The following is a 15,939-nucleotide window of genomic DNA, read 5'->3' on the forward strand; positions in this document are numbered from 1 at the left end:
CGGATACCGGTGAGCCGGTTGGTGAGGTGCGCGAGCAACTGTCCGTTCTCTGCCGTCGGGTGCTCCGGGCTTCCTGGGCACAGCAGACTTATTGCACGGTCAGCCGGGCACCGAGCTGGTGGACGAGGGCGTAGAGGTTGCCCACCCCCCAGTGCTCGACGATCTTGCCGTCGACCACCCGCATGGCGTCGACTGTTTCGAACCGCATGGTGCGTCCGGTCGCGGGAATGCCGAGGAACTCACCCTGGTGGGTGCCGTGGTAGATCTTGTATGTCGTGACGAGGTTGCCGTCGGCCGACTGCCACTTGATGTCGGCGTTGAAGTCCGGGAACGCCTCCAGCAGCTTCGTGTAGAGAATCTTCACTCCCGGTTTGTCGGCGGTGACACCCGGCTGGGGTGTGTGGTCGACGAAGTCGTCCGCGAAGAGTTCCTCGAAGAGGCCGAAATCCCCGCCACTCTGTACTTCTTCGGTGTTCCGCCGGACCACGGCGATGGCTGTCTTGCTCTGGTCGGTGTGCGTCATTTCTTGCTCCGCGGCTCGTGAGAGATGGGTAAGGGCTGTCCCGTTGTCCCTGGTGGATCAGTGCGCGGCGTCGGATGGAGGGGGTGCCTCCCGTGCCGTTCAGGCTACGGGGGAGCGTCGCAAGGCGGAGGGGCGCCCGCCTTCTGGATGTATGCGGGCGTTCCGGCAGCGCGGCGAGGCGCCGTAGCTGTCGTCGCGCATCCGCCGGGGATTACGGGACAGCCCTCAGCCCGGGACAGGGCGGCCCGAGGACCTGAAGTGGGTCAGAGGGTCACGACATACTTGCCCGTGACGTGTTTTGTAGTGAAGTCGAGGTATGCGGCTCGTGCGTCGGCGAAGGAGTAGGTGGCACTGATCGGCACCTCCAGCCGTCCGTCCGCAGCCTGTGCCGCGACTTCTCCCAGCCGGCCGGGCGGGAACCGCGTGACGACGTAGGCGGCGCCGACCTCGCGGTCGAAGGCGGGCGGACCGCCCAGCACCGACACCAGTCGGCCGCCGGGCCGGGCAGCCGCGGCGGCCGAAGCCAGTGCCGGACCTGCCTGGACCAGGTCGAGTACCACGTCGACACCGTCCGGGACGAGCCGGTGCGCCTCCTGCGCGAGGTCCGCCGCACGGTGGTCGATCAGCCGGTCCGCGCCCAGGCCGAGGACGAAGGACTCGTCCTCGGCGTGCCCGGTGGCGTACACCGTGCGGGCCACCCGGCGGGCCAGTTGCACGGTGAAGGAGCCTACGCCGCCGGTTGCGCCGACCACCAACACGGTCTCCTCGGGCCGGATCCCGGCTGTGTCAAGCACGGTCAAGGCGGTCATCGCGCCGGTGATCAGGGCGGCGCCGCGCGCAGCATCGAGCCCGCCGGGGCGCAGCGCCAGCCGGGAGTCGTCCCGCGTCACGACGTACTCGGCCAACCCGCCCGACCCTGCGCCGAGAGCCGCGACGACGGGGTCCCCAGCGGCGAACCGGGTGACACCCGGCCCCACCGCCTCGACCACACCGGCCACGTCGACCCCGGGGACGAAGGGATGGGAAACCGGGATGAAGTCCTTCATCGCGCCGGTGACCAGCTTGGGGTCGATTCCGTTGAGCGACACCGCCTCGGTGCGCAGCAGGACCTCACCCGGCCCGGGGCTCGGAGTCGGCAAGTCCGCCATATTCAGGGCGTCCAGCGGACCGTAGGACGGCGATACGAGTGCCTTCACTGTCAGCTTCACTTTCTGTTCTCGTAGAATTGCCCCCGCGCCGCGGGGGTCAGCCGCGCAGCGGTAGCGCCTCGGCGAGCCGGCGCCAACCGGCCCTGGGGAGGGCGTTGAACGTGTCGTCGCTCACCAATTGGGTGAAACATGCCTCGAAGGCGGCCCGCTCGCCGAAGTCGACGGCGAGGTTGTACCGGGCCTGGAGCTGCCGGATGTCCTCGTAATCCATGGGTGTCATCGTCATGTGCCGGCCTCTTCCGCGGATTCGGGCTCAGACCAGGACCGCGCCGCCGTCGATGGTCAGCAGCGTGCCCGTGGAGTGCTGGTTGGTCATCAGATACGCGTACGCCTCCGCGACGTCCTGCCGTTCGCCGACCCGGCCGAGCGGGAGCGCGGCGGCCACCGAGGCGTACAAACCCTCTCGTGCGTCCTCCGGCAGGCCGTTCCACAGTTCGGTGCGGATGATCGACGGCACCACGGCGTTGACCCGGACCGGGGCGAGCTCCAGGGCGAGCGCACGGGTCAGGCCCTCGACCGCGCTCAGTACGCTGGAGACGACTACGGTGCCGCCCTGCGGGCGGGTGGAGGCGATGCCGCTGGTCAGAGTGATCGAGCCGCCGGGCAGGATGCGCGGGACGGCGTACTTCACGGCGGTGAGCGCGCCCAAGTAGCGGATGCCGAAGAACGCTCGGGCCGTCTCGATGTCGGTCTCGGCCAGGGTGCCGGCCAGCAGTGACTCGCCCGCCGTGTAGACCAAGTGGTCGAAGTCCGCGGACTCGCCGAAGAAGTCCCGGACCGCGCTCTCGTCGGTGACGTCCAGGCTCCGGCCCTCGGCTCGTTCCCCGAGCGCGGCGACGGCCTTGTCCACCGCGTCCTGGCTGCGGGAGGCGACCAGCACGGAGGCCCCTCGGGCGACGGCGAGTTCGGCCGCCGCGAATCCGAGCCCTGATGTGCCGCCGATGATGACGATGCGCTTGCCGTTCATGTCCGTCCTCGTCCTCTTGCCGTTCGGTCTTCGTCATTGCGGGTGTGCGGTGCGTTCCTGTCCGGGTCAGTCGAGGGTTGCCCTGGCCAGGAAGGGCGCGAGCTGGGCGCGGGCCATCGGGGGAGTCACTACCTCGGCAGGGTCGAGCTTCCGGTAGGAGTAGCTGGCCGGGTCGTCGTACACCCGTTCACCGATGAGCTTGGCTTCGAGGGTGTAGGCGAAGTTCTGGATGATGGAGTGCTGGATCAGATAGTGGGCGTCAGGGGCGATCTCGAAGTCGACCTCGCCGCCGGCCAGCGCCGGGCCGGGAGTCATGTGGTTCCAGACGGCTTCGGTGATGACGCCGAAGTCCCCGACGCAGATGTTGAGCGCGCGGGCGGCCATCACGTTGGTCCCACTCTCGGCGACCAGGCGTTCTGGGTGTGCCGGTGCGCCGGCGCGTCCTCGCGGGGGTTCAGGTACTGGATCGCCGCCCACAGGGTGGGCGTCGCACAGGGCGCCGTGCAGGCCCGGGTTGGCCGGCGGGATGGCCCGGTGCTCGCCGCCACGGCCGGCCACACCTGCGCCGCCGGGGCCGGGCCGACCGGCATCAGGTCGTCGATCTCCGTCCACAGCGGCACCAGCAGTTCCTGCTCGAAGCCGCGGTAGAGCTCGTGCAACCCGACAGTGACCGGGGGCTGTCCTGGCGCCTCGATCGCCTCGATGGCGACCGGGGGCGGAAGCGATGCGGCCATGTGGCGTCTCCAGCATGTAACGGAAGCTGTTTCAAATTCAACTTAATTGATTCTGGAAAGCGAGACGTATTGTTCTGTTGTGAAGAACAAGCCCGCTTACGGCATCGAGTCCGTCGACAACGCGCTCCGCCTGGCGGTGCTGCTCCAGGAAGAGGGCAACCTGCGGGTCACGGACGCCGCACGGCATCTGGGAGTGGCCCGCTCGACCGCGCACCGCCTGCTGACGATGCTCGTCTACCGGGACTTCGCGGTCCAGGACCAGGATCGGCGCTACGTGCCGGGGCCGGTGTTCCAGCGCGGGCATACCCACAGATCGGCGGCGCGGCTGCGTCGGCTCGCCCTGCCCCATCTGGAGGCGCTCGTCGCCGGCTGCGGGGAGACGGCCAACCTGCAGATCCTCGTGGGGGACCACATCCGCTTCGTCGCCTCGGTGGAGAGCGACCAGGTCCTGCGGGTGGGCAACCGCGGCGGCCGGATGCTCCCGGCCCACCTCGCATCGGGCGGCCTGGCCCTGCTCGCCCTGCTGCCGGAGACCGCGGTCGGCGCCCTCTACGCGGCCCCGGACGCGCCGCGGGTCGACCTGCCGCGCCTGCTCACCGACCTGCGTAAGGTCCGCCGACAGGGCTTCGCGCTCAACAACCAGGGGACCGAGATCGGTGTCACCGCCGTGGGCCGGGCGGTCCGCGGCCCGGACGGGGAGCCGACGGCAGCCCTGTGCATCGCGGTACCCACCGCCCGCTTCACCCGCGAGCGCCTCACCGAGTGGTCCGCCCCGTACACGGCCGCCATCACGGACCTGGAACGCGAACTGCGCGCCGCAACCGCCGAAGACCGGGCGCTGTGGTGATCAGGTTTCCTTACCACTCCACGCGCTTGGTAATCGCTCGGTGGCGTCATCTGTGACATTCGCCCCGGCGGTCCGAAGCCGCCGGGCAGCCCCGGCCGGCTCCGGCGAAGGCAGGTCGGGTCGACCGTCAAGCTTGGCGGCCGCGGCACTACCGCGTGGGGGCGCTGAAGGGTCGGCCACGATCACCGGGCCGCTCCTCGGTACGGTGACCCACGCCTTCGACATCGTCCCGTTGCACCTTTTCGGGCTTACCTGAACCCCTTCTCCGGCTGGGTGGGGACGACGTGCGCGCTCGGATCCGCGCGGCCCGGCACGCGCGTGATCGCGATCATCGCCATGTCGTCGTCCAGCGAGCCGCCCGTGTACGACAGCAGGTCCGTCGTGAGGTGCCTGAGCAGTTCCTCCGGACCGTTGCCGGACCGTACGGCGGCCGCGGCGCGCTCGGCCAGCGGAAAGAAGACGCCGTCGGCGTCGCGTGCCTCGGACACACCGTCGGTGTACAGAAGCAGCTGGTTGCCGCAGCGGAAAGGGAAGGTCTCCTGGGTGTAGGACGCGTCACCGAGAGCGCCCAGTCCCAAGGGGGGCGCGGTCCACAGCGTGTCCAGGACGATGGCCATGCCGTCGCGGAGCAGGAGCGCCGGGGGATGGCCCATGCTGACGCAGTGCACCACGGACCCGTTGTCCGGGATGTCGACCAACAGCGCCGTCACGAAGCATTCCGTGACATCGTCCTCTGCGAGTGACAGCTCCGCCAGACCCCAGTGGACGCTGCCTTCGAGATAGGCGGCCAGCTCGGGAAGCGGCGACTGCCGGTGCGCCGCCGCCCGGAAGGCGCCGAGCATGATCGACGTGCGGTTGATGGAGGTGAGTCCCTTGCCGCGTACGTCTCCGATGAGGAGGCGGGTCGAGTTCGCCGTCCGGGCCACCGCGAAGAGGTCGCCGCTGATGTGGGTGTCGGGCTCCGAAGGACGGCACTCGCTCGCGATACGCAAGGGGCCCGCCCGGCGCGGCAGAGGGCGGAGCAACGCCGACTGCACCGTCTCGGAGATCAAGTGGACCCTGGCCAGCTGCCGGTGATGCCGCTCCCGCAGATAGCAGAAGACCGTCATCAGCACGGTGACGACCGCCAGGGCGACGACCTCCAGCAGAACCCGCTCGCTGCCGAGGGAATGCCTTTCCAGCCCTGCGACGACCTGCGACACCACCGTCAGGACGCCGATGGTCGCGGTGAGCCGGGAACCGGCGAACGAGGCCGTGAAGGTGGGCGCCACCACGAGCAGCGGGGCGAGGTGCAGGTCGGGTGGAAGCCAGATGTCGATGATCGGGATGACCACGATCAGCAGCAACGGGCCAAGGATCAGCGCCCCTCCCGGCAGGGGCGGAATCTTTGAGGCCACAGGACGGGACCAAATCAGCATATTAATCGAATATATGGTATGCACCGTTTAGACGCGAGATGCTGTGTTGTGCGACACCATGACTTCCTCTGAGCCCCAGGGCTGGCGGCGCTGGCAGTCGTACGGGACCTACGCGAGCACTGGGCGCCCGCGCATGCGGAGGAACTGGAGCAGTTCGAGACCGACGCGCTGTCCGGGTTCGTCCTGGCACGGGCCTCGGCGGGCCTGGCGGCACACCCCTCTCGACTGCCCGGCGACGGCGTCCCTCACCCCCTACCGCACGCCGTTCCGCCGCCCCTCCTTCGCTGGGATGGCCGTGCTCGTCCTCGACACGCTGGGCAGCCCGTCCGCCCACCACCGCAGCCTCGATCTGTGACCGACAACCGTGCGGCAGGGGGAGGACGTCAGGACACTCAGCGGCCCGCGTCCGGAGCCGGTTCCGGGGACGGGTCCTCCGGGCGGGGCATGGGCATGTAGCTGTCCTGAACGGCGACGGGAGCGCCGCCGCCCGCCCGCGTGAGGATCAGGTAGCGCCGGGACGGCGCTGCCGCGGACCTCGGAGGGGTCAGCACCTCCCGCAGCAGTCCGATCGCCTGACCGACCTGCGCGCCCGAGGCGTTGGCGGTGAACATCGTGAGAGCCTGCTTGCGCCCGAAGGGTGCGGTGCGGTGCTCGGTGAGCCACAGCATGTAGTTCTTGCCAGGCTGCAGGCCCGTGGCCGCGACCTGGAGGAGGTCCAGGGCGCCGAGTGCGTTGACCGAGACCGTGGCGTGGGCGTGTCCGCGCTCGCCCTTCGGCGGGGAGAGCGTGAGGTGGCCGGCCTTGCCCGCGACCCCCAGGGGCTGGAGGTTGGCAGCTCCCGTGCCGTGCGGGACGGCGCGCGGCACGTAGAGGAGTTGCTGGGGCTGCTGGCCCACCGGGATGGTCGCGATCACCCTGTTCTCAAGCGTGTCGACGGCCACGACGGCGTCCTGGTTCTCCAGCCCGACGTAGACGCGCGCGCCGTCGCCGGAAACCCAGATCCCATGAGGAAGGTCTCCCGTAGGAATGGTGGCCACCAGGGCCGGGGTGCGGCCGCGCCGGTAGACCTTGACGACGTTCTCGCCGCCCACGGTGACGTAGGCGAACCTGCCCGCGCCGTTGTCCACCAGCGTGACGTGGTTGGTGATGGGACCGCTGTCGATCGTGGCGAGGATGCGGAACGGCGGCCGCGCGCTCATGACCTGTGTCTTTCCGCTGTCCTTGAGGGTGAACCACACCTCGGTGCCGTCCCGGCTCACGGCCAGGTTCGGGGAGAACGGGCTGGCCTGCGGCACCCGTGCCACCACCCGGTAGGTCCGGGTGTCGATGACGTCGACCTCCGGGGTGAAGCTGGAGGGCACGAAGGCGTACTTGCCGTCCGGGCGGAACAGCACCATGCCCGGTCCATTGGCCGTTGTGACACGGCGCTTCTCCCGCATCCGCACCGGGTCGATCACCGACACGTAGTTCTCGCCTCGGACGGTGGCCCACAACTCTCTGCCGTCGGGCGTGAAGAACGCCTCGTGCGGGGAGCGGCCGACGTACACGACGCCCTTGACCTTGTTCGTCGCGGTGTCGATGAGCGTGACCGAGTTGGAGCCGATGGAGACCGTGGCCAATGTCCGGTGGTCGGGGGAGAAGCCGCCGCCGTGCACGAGCAGTTGGTTCTTGTACAACGGGCTGAGCGAACCGGGCACCGGGTCACCCAGGCGGATCACCCCCAGCAGTCGATTGGCGGCGGGGTCGATCACGGAGACGGTGTTGGACGTCTGATCCATGGTGTAGACCCGGTCCTGGCTGGATATCGGGAGCACCGGGCCCTCTGTCCGAGGCTGGGTTTTCTCCTGGCCCGGCTGTGTCATTGAGAGGGACGTGTTCCCGCGAGCCGCGGGCTTCGCCGACAGCCGGTTCTTCATCACCCCGATCTCCTGTTGCTGCGTGACGATGATCTCCTGGGCCAGCCTGCGCAGAACGGGGTCCTTGCCGTGCTCCAGGACCGCCTTGGCCATGGCGATGGCTCCCTGGTGGTGGGGCACCATCATCGCCGCGAAGTCGTGGTCGGGGTCACCGGTCTTGGAGGAGCCCGCCATGGCCTTCATCATGGCCTGCATGCTCTCGTCCATTTCCGGAGAGAACGGCGCGGACCTGCCTTTGACATGCGAATGAGGCGCGTGCGCTGGCAGCTGCCCCGCGGCCTGGCAGGCGATCAGCCCCAACGCGACGACTCCTGCGGTTCCGGTGAGGCGGAGCCGACGGTGCGCTATGTGTGCCATGTTCTTCTCCCTGAGGTCCGCCTCATCGCACGGAGCGCGAATCTGCGCTCGGGATGGAACGCCAGTTTTTCCGGCTGCTGAAGAGTTGTCACTTTCAGGCGGGCAGGGGAGCGACGCGCTCGCTCGCAGTGCGCTGTCGCGCATCGGACAGGCGTGGTGGGGGAGAGGGGAGAGGTCGGTCAACGACTTCTTGGTTGCGTATCCGGGTGTCGTCTCCGCCGGCCTGCGGTCACCTGAGCAGTGTGATCACCTTCCGCGGCCGCGGCTTGGCCGGCCTGCGGGCAGATCTCGGCTGCGGGCGGCTGGGCGGTGGCATCCATGAGTTCTGTGCCGACTTCAGCGAAGGCTGGGCCGCCGGTGATGGGGCTCCACACCATGGTGGCAACGCCTCCGTGGGCACACAGCGGGAGCATTTCGCGCTCCATCGGAGAATGGTTATGACGGGCCTGAGCTGTCGGTTGCACATGCCATGCTGACCGCGACCAGGGCGGACGGGGCGAGGGAGATCAAAGTAGCGCCGTCCGCCGGAGGGGCGGGCCCGGCGGCGTCCGGTGCGTGCGATCGCAAGGCGGAGGGTCTTCCCAGTACTGGACGTACTGGGGTGATCCCGACACCGCGGCGAGCGTGCGTGCCGGACGCCGCCGGGCAGGCGGGACTTTGAAGACACGCCCTACCTAGCGGGTCAGCGTCTCGAAGCCGACATCTCCGCAGTACTTCACAACACTGCCCTCCGCCTCGGAGTCACCGTTGTTCATCGCTGCCGCCGTCGCGTCCCCCAGGGTGCGTCCTCCGCCGACGTTCTCGTCCCGGAGCGGTCGCATCGCGAGAAAGGCGTCCTGAGCGACGGCCCCGACCTCGTCGTACCCTGACGACTCCGGCGTGTCCGTGCCCGCCGCGTTCCGCGCCTTCTGCCACGTCCCGAGCTGCATGCAGTAGTTCTCCCGCTGCTCGGTCAGCCGCTGCTCATCTTTACCCGTGGACAGGGAACACCCCGCCGCCACCGCCACCAGAGCAAGGACTGGGAGTACTGCCTTAAGTATGCGCACCACGTTGCCCCCCGGCTGGAACTTCGCCCGCTCGACGCTGTCACCTGCAACTCCCGCAGCAGGATACCCCCGTGGGACACCTTGACCACCGCAGTGATCGCTGACCAGAGGCGCTGTCCACGGTGATCAGCGACCTCAACGAATCCGACAACGCCTTCGAGGTCATCCAGTCCGACGAGGACCTGTGTGGTTCGCCTCAGTGGTCGTCCTGGAAGAAGGCGGCTATGGAATCGTCCGCCGTGCCCCCCTACTGCGGGACCGCAGCCGCCGCGGGCACGGCCGTGCCGAAGTCCGCCGGCTGAAGGTGTGCACCGTCCGCCCCGGCCCGCTGTTCCGACACGCCGTGCAGGCGATGGAGATCAAGCGCCGCCGCCCCCACCACAAGACCGGCAAGGTCGAGGCGAAGACCGTCCACGCCGTCACCAGCCTCGTGCCCGAGCAGGGCACGCCCGCCCCACTGGCCCAACTCGTACAGGAGCACTGGTCGGTGGAAGCCCTGCACCACGTCCGGGACGTGACCTGTGCAGACGACGCCTCACGCGTGCGCACCGGGACCGCGCCGCGGATCATGGCCACCCTGCGTAACCTCGCCGTCGGACTGATGCGCCAGGCAGGCTGGACCAACATCGCTGCCGCAGCCGACCACTACCGGTCACACCCCGACCACGCGACCGCACTCACTCCACGCAAGGGCATGGAGCCGTCAGCCGGGGTACGGCCTGGCGCGCGCCCGCTGGGGACCGGCCGAATAGTCCCCTTTTTCAGTTTTGTGCATGCTATGTATGCTTATGTGCATAGAATTTTCTCGGCCTGTGATCGAGACGGGAGAACCGCGTCAGCGGCAGGACAGGAAGATGACCTCCACACCCACCACAGCCGACTGGTCAGCCGAGAACTATGAAGCGCGCCGGCTCACGATCGCGGCCGGCGACTACGACGACCTGCTGGCCCGCTTCGAGTCGATTGTGCCGACGGTTCCGATGGCCGCGGTCAACGCGCTGATCGAGCGCGGGGCCGATTGGGACGAGATGCTCGAGCTCATCGACAAGGCCGCGCCGTACGGGTTTCTCATCTACGCCCGGATCGACGTCGGCCCAGCGATGGCCTCCGCGGGCGACGACGGCCGGGGCATCGAGTACCTGATGGGCAACCACACGATCGCCGAGCGGATGTACCGCCACGACCAGCGTGCGATGCTGTACGCACCCTTGCGGCTCTTCCTCTACGAGACGCCAGACGGCAAGGCGTACTTCGCCCTGGACCAGCCGAGCCCCCAGCTCGGGAGTTTCGGCGATGAGCGCGTCCTTTCGGTCGGCCGCGAGCTCGACGCCAAGGTTGCTGCCCTGCTGGGCGCGCTCGGACTCCCAGTGCCTGCGAGGCTGCTCGGACAGGACCAGCAGGCGCCCGCCCGCCCCGCTGCCTCGACGCCGGGAGACTGACCGATGGCGAGAACTTCAGACGCCAAGGAGCGCATGATCGAGAGCGCCGTGCGGCTCCAGCGCCGCCACGGCGTCGCAGGCACGGCCTTCGCCGATGTCCTGGCCGACAGCGGCGCTCCGCGAGGCTCGGTGTATCACCATTTCCCCGGGGGCCGGGCCCAGCTCTCCGAGCTGGCGACCCGGCGCAGTGCCGAGGCTGTTGCGGAGAACCTCGAGGCCTGGCTGGCCGACGACGTCATGCGCGCGCTCGACGGGCTGCTCCCGCGGTGGACGCATATCATGACCGAAGACGAGCACTACCTGTCCGGATGCACCGTCGCTGCGGGCGCGCTTGACCCGGCGCCCGACTCCGCCGCCCGGACCGCAGCCGCTGAGGGCTTGCATCACTGGGAGGACCTGCTGGCCTCGGCGCTGGAAACGCATGTTGGCGACGAGCGCGCGCGGGGGCTGGCCGTGACCTGCCTGGCGGCGATCGAGGGGGCGCTGATCTTCGTGCGGGCCGAGCGCAGCCTGCGGCCGCTCGAACTCGTAGGCGAGCAGTTGCGCGCCCTGTTCCACAGCGCGCTGGGCGCGGCCTGAAGGGGCTGACGTGCAAATGGGCCAGCTACTTGAAGAAGTCATCAATGCTCATGGCGGCCTTGGCCGCTGGGAACGAGTCAGTCAGTTGCGGGCCGAGATCTCGATGGGCGGGCCGATCTGGACGGCCAAGGGATGGGCTGGTGCGCTCGACCACGAAACGATCACCGTCGACGCCGACCGTCAGCACTCAGTGGTCGAGCCGTTCCTGGACCCGGACCAGCGGGCCGTGTTCGACGTGGCCGACGAGCGGGTGACGATCGAGAACAGCGCCGGTCGCCCGCCCGTTACCCGGACACACGCGCGCGACCACTTCCGTTCCTACGTCCGCTCGACCCCCTGGGACGAGTACGACCTCGGCTATTTCGTCGGCTACGCGCTGTGGACGTACCTCACGACCCCGTTCTTGCTGACTTATCCCGGCTTCCGGACCTGGGAGATCGAGCCGTGGGTGGAGGCAGGACAGACGTGGCGGCGGCTGCAAGTCATCTTCCCGCCCACGGTCACCACCCACAGCACCGAGCAGACCTTCTACTTCGACCACAAGCTGCTGCAGCGCCGCCTCGACTACTCCCCGTCGGTGCTCGGCTCCAGCCTGGTCGGCCACTACACCAGCGGTCACCGGACATTCGACGGGATCGTGATCCCGACCAGGCGACGGGCGTTCCGCCGCAACCAGGACGCCTCTGTGAACCTCAACCTCAACACGATCACGATCGACATCGGCCATGTCTCGGTCATCCCGAAGGACAGCCATGAGTAACCTGGCCCCTCAGATCACCGAGCTCGTCACCCGCCGGCTTCGCATCGCCCTTCCCGACGGCTACGACGCCGCTATGACGCGGTTCGACCAGCTCGTGCCGACCGCCGACACGTCGCGCTTCGGGCAGCTGGCGACATGGGATGCGGTGAAGGAGCTGGCCGTGATCAATGCCCCTTACGGCTTCATGACCTACTGGACGAGCAACGTCACCGCTCTGATGGCGGGTTCTCCGTCGGACTGGCGGTGCGTCTCCTACCTCCTTGGCAACCATGTGATCGCCGAGAAGATGTTCCACCACCATGCCGAGACCGTGCTGCACAGCCCGCTTCAGGCGCTCATCTGCAACGACCCACGGGGACAGGCCCGGTTCGTCGTCGATCGTCCCAGCGACCTGCTGGCCGGCTACGACTCTCCCGAGATCACCGCGGTCGGCCGCGAGTTCGACCGGCTGCTCGCCGGGCTGATCCACGAGTTGGGCGGCGTCGTGCCCGAGCTGCTGACCAGCTGACACGGTGGGGAGCGCGGGCGAGCCGAGCCGAGTGATCGCTGCGTCTGCGCCTGGTTGTCCGGTCATGAACCGGCCGCCCCCCTCCACGGGGCTGTGGAGGAAAGGAAACCGGCCGGGTCACTGCCGGGCTGGGTGCTGATCCACTCGCGCGGGGACCGCAGCGCCTCTTCATCTTTGCGGCCCAGGAGCAGGAACCTGATCCACAGTTTCTCGGCACGGTCGGAGCGCTGGGGCCACTCGTCGAGGAAGACGCAGATGGCGGGGTGTTCGCGGCTGACGCGCCATTTGTTGCCCCAGCCGTAGGCGGCACGCTGACGGGCTCGGGCAGAGCACCAGGTGAGGATGAACTCGATGACAGCGCAGATCAGGTCGTCGGGGGCCAGGGGGTCGTCGTCGAGGATTTCGGCCCGGACGAACTCGCCTTCGTATACCGCGATGTCGTGGGGGCGGGGTTGTGGGTGGTGCTCATGAACTCCTCCGAGCGGGAGCAACGTGCTGAGGGACGTGCCGAGGGCAGGCATAGGGGGACCGGGCGCCGTGCTGCGGCCGGTCCGTTGTCTGGGGCGACGAGCCCAAGGGGCTCGCGCAACGCCGCCGAGCCGATGGAGCTGTCCGCCGAGCTCCAGGCCGGCGGTATCCAGCTCGGCGGGCCTGAGCGTGTTGGCCGGCGCTCGGGCACGTCAGCCGACGGGGGAGAAGCCCGAAGATGTTCGCCGTCTGCGGCTCCAGGGCTTAGGGTGCCGATCATGTTCAAGTCAGGGGTGGGTTTCCTCGCGTTGTTCGGGCTCGGCTGGTGGCTGCTGGGTACCAGTGCATTCGGTGGGGCTGCGCGGCTGGTCGCCGTCGCGGCCGGGGGCGCGGCGGCGATCGGATTGATGCTGGCCGCACGGCGTATCCTCAGCGCCGTGGCGGAGGACCCGTTCACCCCCGAGCGGCGCCGCCGGTTCTATCAGATCAATGGTGTTCAGTGGGTGCTGATCGCCGCTGTCGTCATGGGGTGCGGACGCGCCGGAGCGCCTGTTCTCATCGCGCCGTTGATCGCGCTCGTCGTCGGGCTCCACTTCCTGCCCCTGGCAGCGGTGTTCGAGCAGTCCCGGCTGAGAGTGCAGGCAGTCCTGTTGATTGCCGTCGGGGCGGCCGGCTTGGTTATCTGGCTCGCGGACGGCCCGGACCAGGCGGTACGCCTCGTGGTGGGCCTCGCCGCGGGGCTCTGCCTGTGGGGCACGGCGGCCTGGACGATCACGGGCACAGCCGCCGCCGAGCGTGCCCTCACACAATGACGACAAGGCAGCGCTCGCGCCGGCCCGCCGGCTCAAGGCCCACGCCCCGCACTGCCGGGTCACCTTCACCGTGTACGACATGAAACGGCTCGCGCCGCAACGCGGCTGAGCTGATGGAGCTGTCCGCCGAACTCCAGGCCGGCGGCACCCAGCTCGAAGTCCTCACCGGGATCTACGACCGCAACGGCATGGGCGCAATGTTCTTCGCCGTCCTCGCCGTCGCCGGGCAGATCGAGCGCGACTACATCCGCGAGAAGACCCTCGAAGGCCAGGTCAGCGCCGCAAAGAAGGCCAACCACGGCGGACGGCCCAAGGTCATCGACGACGGCATGCTCACCTTCACCGTCGCCCTGAAGGACAAGGGCATCCCGGTGGGTCTGAAGGTGGTGCGGGGACGGGCCGAGGTGGCCCGCCACACCCGCGTCGGCTGGGGTGTGGGAGACCGTCACGGCCTGTCAGGGCTAGCCGACGAAGACCCAGAAGCCGACACGCGGAGCAAGCCGCTGCCGCGCCGCGGCCGGTCGCCCCGGCTTACCAGCAGATCCTCGCCGTTTTTGCCACCGCGACCGGACCCCTGCGGGCGAAGGAGGTATGCCAGGTCACAGACTCGGGTTCCGAAGCACGCCACGTCGAAGGCATGCGCTCGAAGCTCAAAAAGCTCACCGCCCAAGGTCTTCTTACCGAGCGCTCACCAGGCCTATCCACACCCTCGCGAGCCAGAAAGCCATATAACGCCCTCTCACCGCCGCCAGGGGCTTTGGTGATAGAGCCGTCGACGGCGATCTGGTCCAGGACGGGGCCGACGATGCGGTCGTAGGACTCCAGCGCGATCTGCTTGAGTTTGGCGAAGATGCCCAACCGGATCCATTCGTCGCGGCGGTTGCGGATCGTGGTGGCCGAACAGGTCGTGTCGGCGATCGCCTGGTAGGAGCAGCCGAAGCGCAGGAGCTGCAGCATCTTGTCCAAGACTATTCGGTCGCTGATGAGTGGGCGGTGGCAGCCCAGCGGGTGGGCCGGCACGTAGGTCGGTCGCTCAGCTTGTCCTACCTTTCAAGCGGGTCGGATCTGATCATTCGTAGGATCAGGGAAGCCCAGGGGTTCTGGGTATGGCTGTGAGCTTGTCGCCGCTTGATGGCTCAAAGAACTTGGCCGCCCGGAGCCCCGCGACGACTCGACCGCTAATTGGGATACGCGACTTGATCGCTTCGTAGGACAGCGCCGGCGAGGTCGTCTGCTGGGACCCATGTGAGACGACGAGCTTGCTGGCCGGGCCGCCGTCCGCGGTCGCGAAGCCGGCACGGAACGTGGTGGCAGGCTCGCCCGTGCCGCGGCGGGCGGAGGGCATGGCGGCGTCGGTCCTTGCGCCGGACTACCAGCGGATCGTGTCGGTGCTGGAGTCGGAGGCGGGCCGGGAGGGCATGCGCTGCCAGCGGTTGGCGACAGCCCTGGGACTGGAGGCGGTCCCGGCGAAGGTCGAGAGGCTGCGGTCGAAGGCGAAACGTCTGGTGGAGCGGGGGTGGGCCCTGCAGGTGCGGCCGGGGGTGTTCGCCGCGCTCGCGGTGCCGGTCGGCTGAAGGCGCCGGGGCGGCGTCCGGCCAGGCGGCTGCTCATGAGCATCGTCATCGACCACAGCACCATGGCTTCGTGCATGGCGGGCAGCGTCTCGTAGTCACGCACCGGGCGGCGCGAGCGCATCAGCCAGCTCAGCGTTCTTTCCACCACCCACCTGCGCGGCAGCACCACGAACCCTGTCGTGTCATCGGCGCGCTTGACGATGTCGAGGGCGACCTGGAGTTTCTCGGCCGCCCAGTAGACCAAGCGCCCGGCATATCCGCCGTCCGCCTACACCAGGCGGATGGAGAAGTACATCGTGCGCAGCCGCGCCAGCAGCCCGACGGCGGCGTCGCGGTCCTGCACGCTTGCCGCGGTCACCACGAGGGCCAGGACCAGGCCGAGGCTGTCCACGACCAGGTGCCGCTTGCGGCCGCCCACCTTCTTGCCGCCGTCCCAGCCGGAGGTCGAGCGCGGGATGTTCGCCGCTGCCCGCACCGACTGCGAGTCCACGAAGGCGGCCGTCGGGTCCGGTGAGCGGCACTCCTTGGCCCGGACCTTGTCGTGCAGCCGGTCGTGGAGTTCGGTGAGCAGGCCCGTGACCTGCCAGCGGCGGGCGAAAGCGTGCACCCGCCGATACGGCGGGAAGTCCACGGGCAGGTCGGCCCACTTGACTCCGTTGTCGGTCACATAGCGGACCGCGTCGATCATCCAATGCCACGAAGTTAAGGGCATGTTGGCGATGTCAAGGGCGGGTGCGATGCTAAGGGGCCTCTGCTATCCAGGGGATCGACCAAGATCTTCCT

The 15,939-nt window shown here is 68.7% G+C and carries 18 protein-coding genes and 4 pseudogenes; 10 read left to right on the forward strand and 12 right to left on the reverse strand.

Going from position 1 to position 15,939, the window contains the following annotated elements; genetic code table 11:
* Window positions 1-88: 88 nt before the first annotated feature.
* From ACIRQP_RS38425 to ACIRQP_RS38450, 6 genes and pseudogenes are all read right to left on the reverse strand, one after another.
* Window positions 89-523: an ester cyclase gene (locus ACIRQP_RS38425; RefSeq protein ID WP_403899355.1), complete on the reverse strand. Its 435-nt coding sequence runs from the start codon at window positions 521-523 to the stop codon at window positions 89-91.
* 263 nt (window positions 524-786) lie between these two features.
* A complete protein-coding gene (locus ACIRQP_RS38430; RefSeq protein WP_403899357.1) occupies window positions 787-1,731 on the reverse strand; it encodes an NADP-dependent oxidoreductase in 945 nt (314 codons plus the stop codon).
* Between the two features lie 37 nt (window positions 1,732-1,768).
* A complete protein-coding gene (locus ACIRQP_RS38435) occupies window positions 1,769-1,957 on the reverse strand; it encodes a nuclear transport factor 2 family protein (RefSeq protein WP_403899360.1) in 189 nt (62 codons plus the stop codon).
* Window positions 1,958-1,984: 27 nt separating this feature from the next.
* Window positions 1,985-2,698: an SDR family oxidoreductase gene (locus ACIRQP_RS38440; protein WP_403899362.1), complete on the reverse strand. Its 714-nt coding sequence runs from the start codon at window positions 2,696-2,698 to the stop codon at window positions 1,985-1,987.
* Window positions 2,699-2,764: 66 nt separating this feature from the next.
* Complete coding sequence (locus ACIRQP_RS38445; protein WP_403899365.1) at window positions 2,765-3,082, reverse strand: hypothetical protein; 318 nt, start codon at window positions 3,080-3,082, stop codon at window positions 2,765-2,767.
* 23 nt (window positions 3,083-3,105) lie between these two features.
* A pseudogene (locus tag ACIRQP_RS38450) lies at window positions 3,106-3,432 on the reverse strand (cupin); the annotation flags it as partial.
* A 79-nt stretch (window positions 3,433-3,511) separates the two neighbouring features.
* On the opposite strand from ACIRQP_RS38450, the gene ACIRQP_RS38455 reads away from it, so the two are divergent.
* The gene (locus ACIRQP_RS38455; RefSeq protein WP_403899367.1) at window positions 3,512-4,279 is read left to right on the forward strand and encodes an IclR family transcriptional regulator; all 768 of its coding nucleotides are present in this window, start codon (window positions 3,512-3,514) and stop codon (window positions 4,277-4,279) included.
* 248 nt (window positions 4,280-4,527) lie between these two features.
* Here ACIRQP_RS38455 and ACIRQP_RS38460 read toward each other — a convergent pair whose 3' ends face one another.
* Complete coding sequence (locus tag ACIRQP_RS38460) at window positions 4,528-5,676, reverse strand: PP2C family protein-serine/threonine phosphatase (protein WP_403899369.1); 1,149 nt, start codon at window positions 5,674-5,676, stop codon at window positions 4,528-4,530.
* 79 nt (window positions 5,677-5,755) lie between these two features.
* On the opposite strand from ACIRQP_RS38460, the gene ACIRQP_RS38465 reads away from it, so the two are divergent.
* Window positions 5,756-6,052 (forward strand): hypothetical protein, encoded by a 297-nt coding sequence (locus ACIRQP_RS38465; RefSeq protein ID WP_403899372.1) that lies wholly within the window; start codon window positions 5,756-5,758, stop codon window positions 6,050-6,052.
* A 37-nt stretch (window positions 6,053-6,089) separates the two neighbouring features.
* On the opposite strand, the gene ACIRQP_RS38470 is transcribed toward ACIRQP_RS38465, so the two are convergent.
* Both ACIRQP_RS38470 and ACIRQP_RS38475 read right to left on the reverse strand, forming a co-directional pair.
* The gene (locus ACIRQP_RS38470) at window positions 6,090-8,114 is read right to left on the reverse strand and encodes a DUF305 domain-containing protein (protein WP_403899375.1); all 2,025 of its coding nucleotides are present in this window, start codon (window positions 8,112-8,114) and stop codon (window positions 6,090-6,092) included.
* Between the two features lie 530 nt (window positions 8,115-8,644).
* A complete protein-coding gene (locus ACIRQP_RS38475; RefSeq protein ID WP_403899378.1) occupies window positions 8,645-9,019 on the reverse strand; it encodes a hypothetical protein in 375 nt (124 codons plus the stop codon).
* A gap of 181 nt (window positions 9,020-9,200) precedes the next feature.
* Here ACIRQP_RS38475 and ACIRQP_RS38480 point away from each other — a divergent pair, with 181 nt between their 5' ends.
* From ACIRQP_RS38480 to ACIRQP_RS38500, 5 genes are read left to right on the forward strand one after another with little or no spacing between them, the layout of a single operon-like run.
* Window positions 9,201-9,917: a hypothetical protein gene (locus tag ACIRQP_RS38480; RefSeq protein ID WP_403899381.1), complete on the forward strand. Its 717-nt coding sequence runs from the start codon at window positions 9,201-9,203 to the stop codon at window positions 9,915-9,917.
* Window positions 9,871-10,455: a DUF302 domain-containing protein gene (locus ACIRQP_RS38485; RefSeq protein ID WP_403899384.1), complete on the forward strand. Its 585-nt coding sequence runs from the start codon at window positions 9,871-9,873 to the stop codon at window positions 10,453-10,455. The genes ACIRQP_RS38480 and ACIRQP_RS38485 overlap by 47 nt, the downstream gene beginning before the upstream one ends.
* Window positions 10,456-10,488: 33 nt before the next feature.
* The gene (locus ACIRQP_RS38490) at window positions 10,489-11,034 is read left to right on the forward strand and encodes a TetR/AcrR family transcriptional regulator (RefSeq protein ID WP_403899387.1); all 546 of its coding nucleotides are present in this window, start codon (window positions 10,489-10,491) and stop codon (window positions 11,032-11,034) included.
* A gap of 16 nt (window positions 11,035-11,050) precedes the next feature.
* Window positions 11,051-11,794 (forward strand): hypothetical protein, encoded by a 744-nt coding sequence (locus ACIRQP_RS38495; protein WP_403899389.1) that lies wholly within the window; start codon window positions 11,051-11,053, stop codon window positions 11,792-11,794.
* Complete coding sequence (locus ACIRQP_RS38500; protein WP_403899392.1) at window positions 11,787-12,302, forward strand: hypothetical protein; 516 nt, start codon at window positions 11,787-11,789, stop codon at window positions 12,300-12,302. The genes ACIRQP_RS38495 and ACIRQP_RS38500 overlap by 8 nt, the downstream gene beginning before the upstream one ends.
* 62 nt (window positions 12,303-12,364) lie before the next feature.
* On the opposite strand, the gene ACIRQP_RS38505 is transcribed toward ACIRQP_RS38500, so the two are convergent.
* Window positions 12,365-12,823, reverse strand: coding sequence for a hypothetical protein (locus ACIRQP_RS38505; protein ID WP_403899395.1), 459 nt, complete (start codon window positions 12,821-12,823; stop codon window positions 12,365-12,367).
* A gap of 225 nt (window positions 12,824-13,048) precedes the next feature.
* Between ACIRQP_RS38505 and ACIRQP_RS38510 the strand changes: the two genes are divergently transcribed.
* Window positions 13,049-13,582: a hypothetical protein gene (locus tag ACIRQP_RS38510; RefSeq protein ID WP_403899398.1), complete on the forward strand. Its 534-nt coding sequence runs from the start codon at window positions 13,049-13,051 to the stop codon at window positions 13,580-13,582.
* Window positions 13,583-13,689: 107 nt separating this feature from the next.
* Window positions 13,690-14,346 (forward strand): annotated as a pseudogene (locus tag ACIRQP_RS38515) (recombinase family protein); the annotation flags it as partial.
* Here the strand turns inward: ACIRQP_RS38515 and ACIRQP_RS38520 are convergent.
* A pseudogene (locus ACIRQP_RS38520) lies at window positions 14,255-14,617 on the reverse strand (IS5/IS1182 family transposase); the annotation flags it as partial. The pseudogenes ACIRQP_RS38515 and ACIRQP_RS38520 overlap by 92 nt on opposite strands.
* 272 nt (window positions 14,618-14,889) lie before the next feature.
* On the opposite strand from ACIRQP_RS38520, the gene ACIRQP_RS38525 reads away from it, so the two are divergent.
* Window positions 14,890-15,156: a hypothetical protein gene (locus tag ACIRQP_RS38525; RefSeq protein ID WP_403899404.1), complete on the forward strand. Its 267-nt coding sequence runs from the start codon at window positions 14,890-14,892 to the stop codon at window positions 15,154-15,156.
* Window positions 15,157-15,256: 100 nt separating this feature from the next.
* Here the strand turns inward: ACIRQP_RS38525 and ACIRQP_RS38530 are convergent.
* Window positions 15,257-15,868: pseudogene (locus tag ACIRQP_RS38530) on the reverse strand (IS5 family transposase); the annotation flags it as partial.
* Window positions 15,869-15,939: the final 71 nt, after the last annotated feature.

The organism is Streptomyces sp. NPDC102274, from assembly GCF_044766385.1.
In the GTDB taxonomy this organism is placed as follows: Bacteria; Actinomycetota; Actinomycetes; order Streptomycetales; family Streptomycetaceae; genus Streptomyces.

Bases quoted from the DNA above. Each gene is read 5' to 3' on its own strand.
- ACIRQP_RS38425 (WP_403899355.1), bottom strand. From the start codon at position 523: ATGACGCACACCGACCAGAGCAAGACAGCCATCGCCGTGGTCCGGCGG.
- ACIRQP_RS38485 (WP_403899384.1), top strand. From the start codon at position 9,871: ATGACCTCCACACCCACCACAGCCGACTGGTCAGCCGAGAACTATGAA.
- ACIRQP_RS38490 (WP_403899387.1), top strand. From the start codon at position 10,489: ATGATCGAGAGCGCCGTGCGGCTCCAGCGCCGCCACGGCGTCGCAGGC.
- ACIRQP_RS38510 (WP_403899398.1), top strand. From the start codon at position 13,049: ATGTTCAAGTCAGGGGTGGGTTTCCTCGCGTTGTTCGGGCTCGGCTGG.
- ACIRQP_RS38495 (WP_403899389.1), top strand. From the start codon at position 11,051: ATGGGCCAGCTACTTGAAGAAGTCATCAATGCTCATGGCGGCCTTGGC.
- ACIRQP_RS38465 (WP_403899372.1), top strand. From the start codon at position 5,756: ATGACTTCCTCTGAGCCCCAGGGCTGGCGGCGCTGGCAGTCGTACGGG.
- ACIRQP_RS38445 (WP_403899365.1), bottom strand. From the start codon at position 3,082: ATGGCCGCCCGCGCGCTCAACATCTGCGTCGGGGACTTCGGCGTCATC.
- ACIRQP_RS38505 (WP_403899395.1), bottom strand. From the start codon at position 12,823: ATGCCTGCCCTCGGCACGTCCCTCAGCACGTTGCTCCCGCTCGGAGGA.
- ACIRQP_RS38470 (WP_403899375.1), bottom strand. From the start codon at position 8,114: ATGCGCGACAGCGCACTGCGAGCGAGCGCGTCGCTCCCCTGCCCGCCT.
- ACIRQP_RS38440 (WP_403899362.1), bottom strand. From the start codon at position 2,698: ATGAACGGCAAGCGCATCGTCATCATCGGCGGCACATCAGGGCTCGGA.
- ACIRQP_RS38500 (WP_403899392.1), top strand. From the start codon at position 11,787: ATGAGTAACCTGGCCCCTCAGATCACCGAGCTCGTCACCCGCCGGCTT.
- ACIRQP_RS38435 (WP_403899360.1), bottom strand. From the start codon at position 1,957: ATGACGATGACACCCATGGATTACGAGGACATCCGGCAGCTCCAGGCC.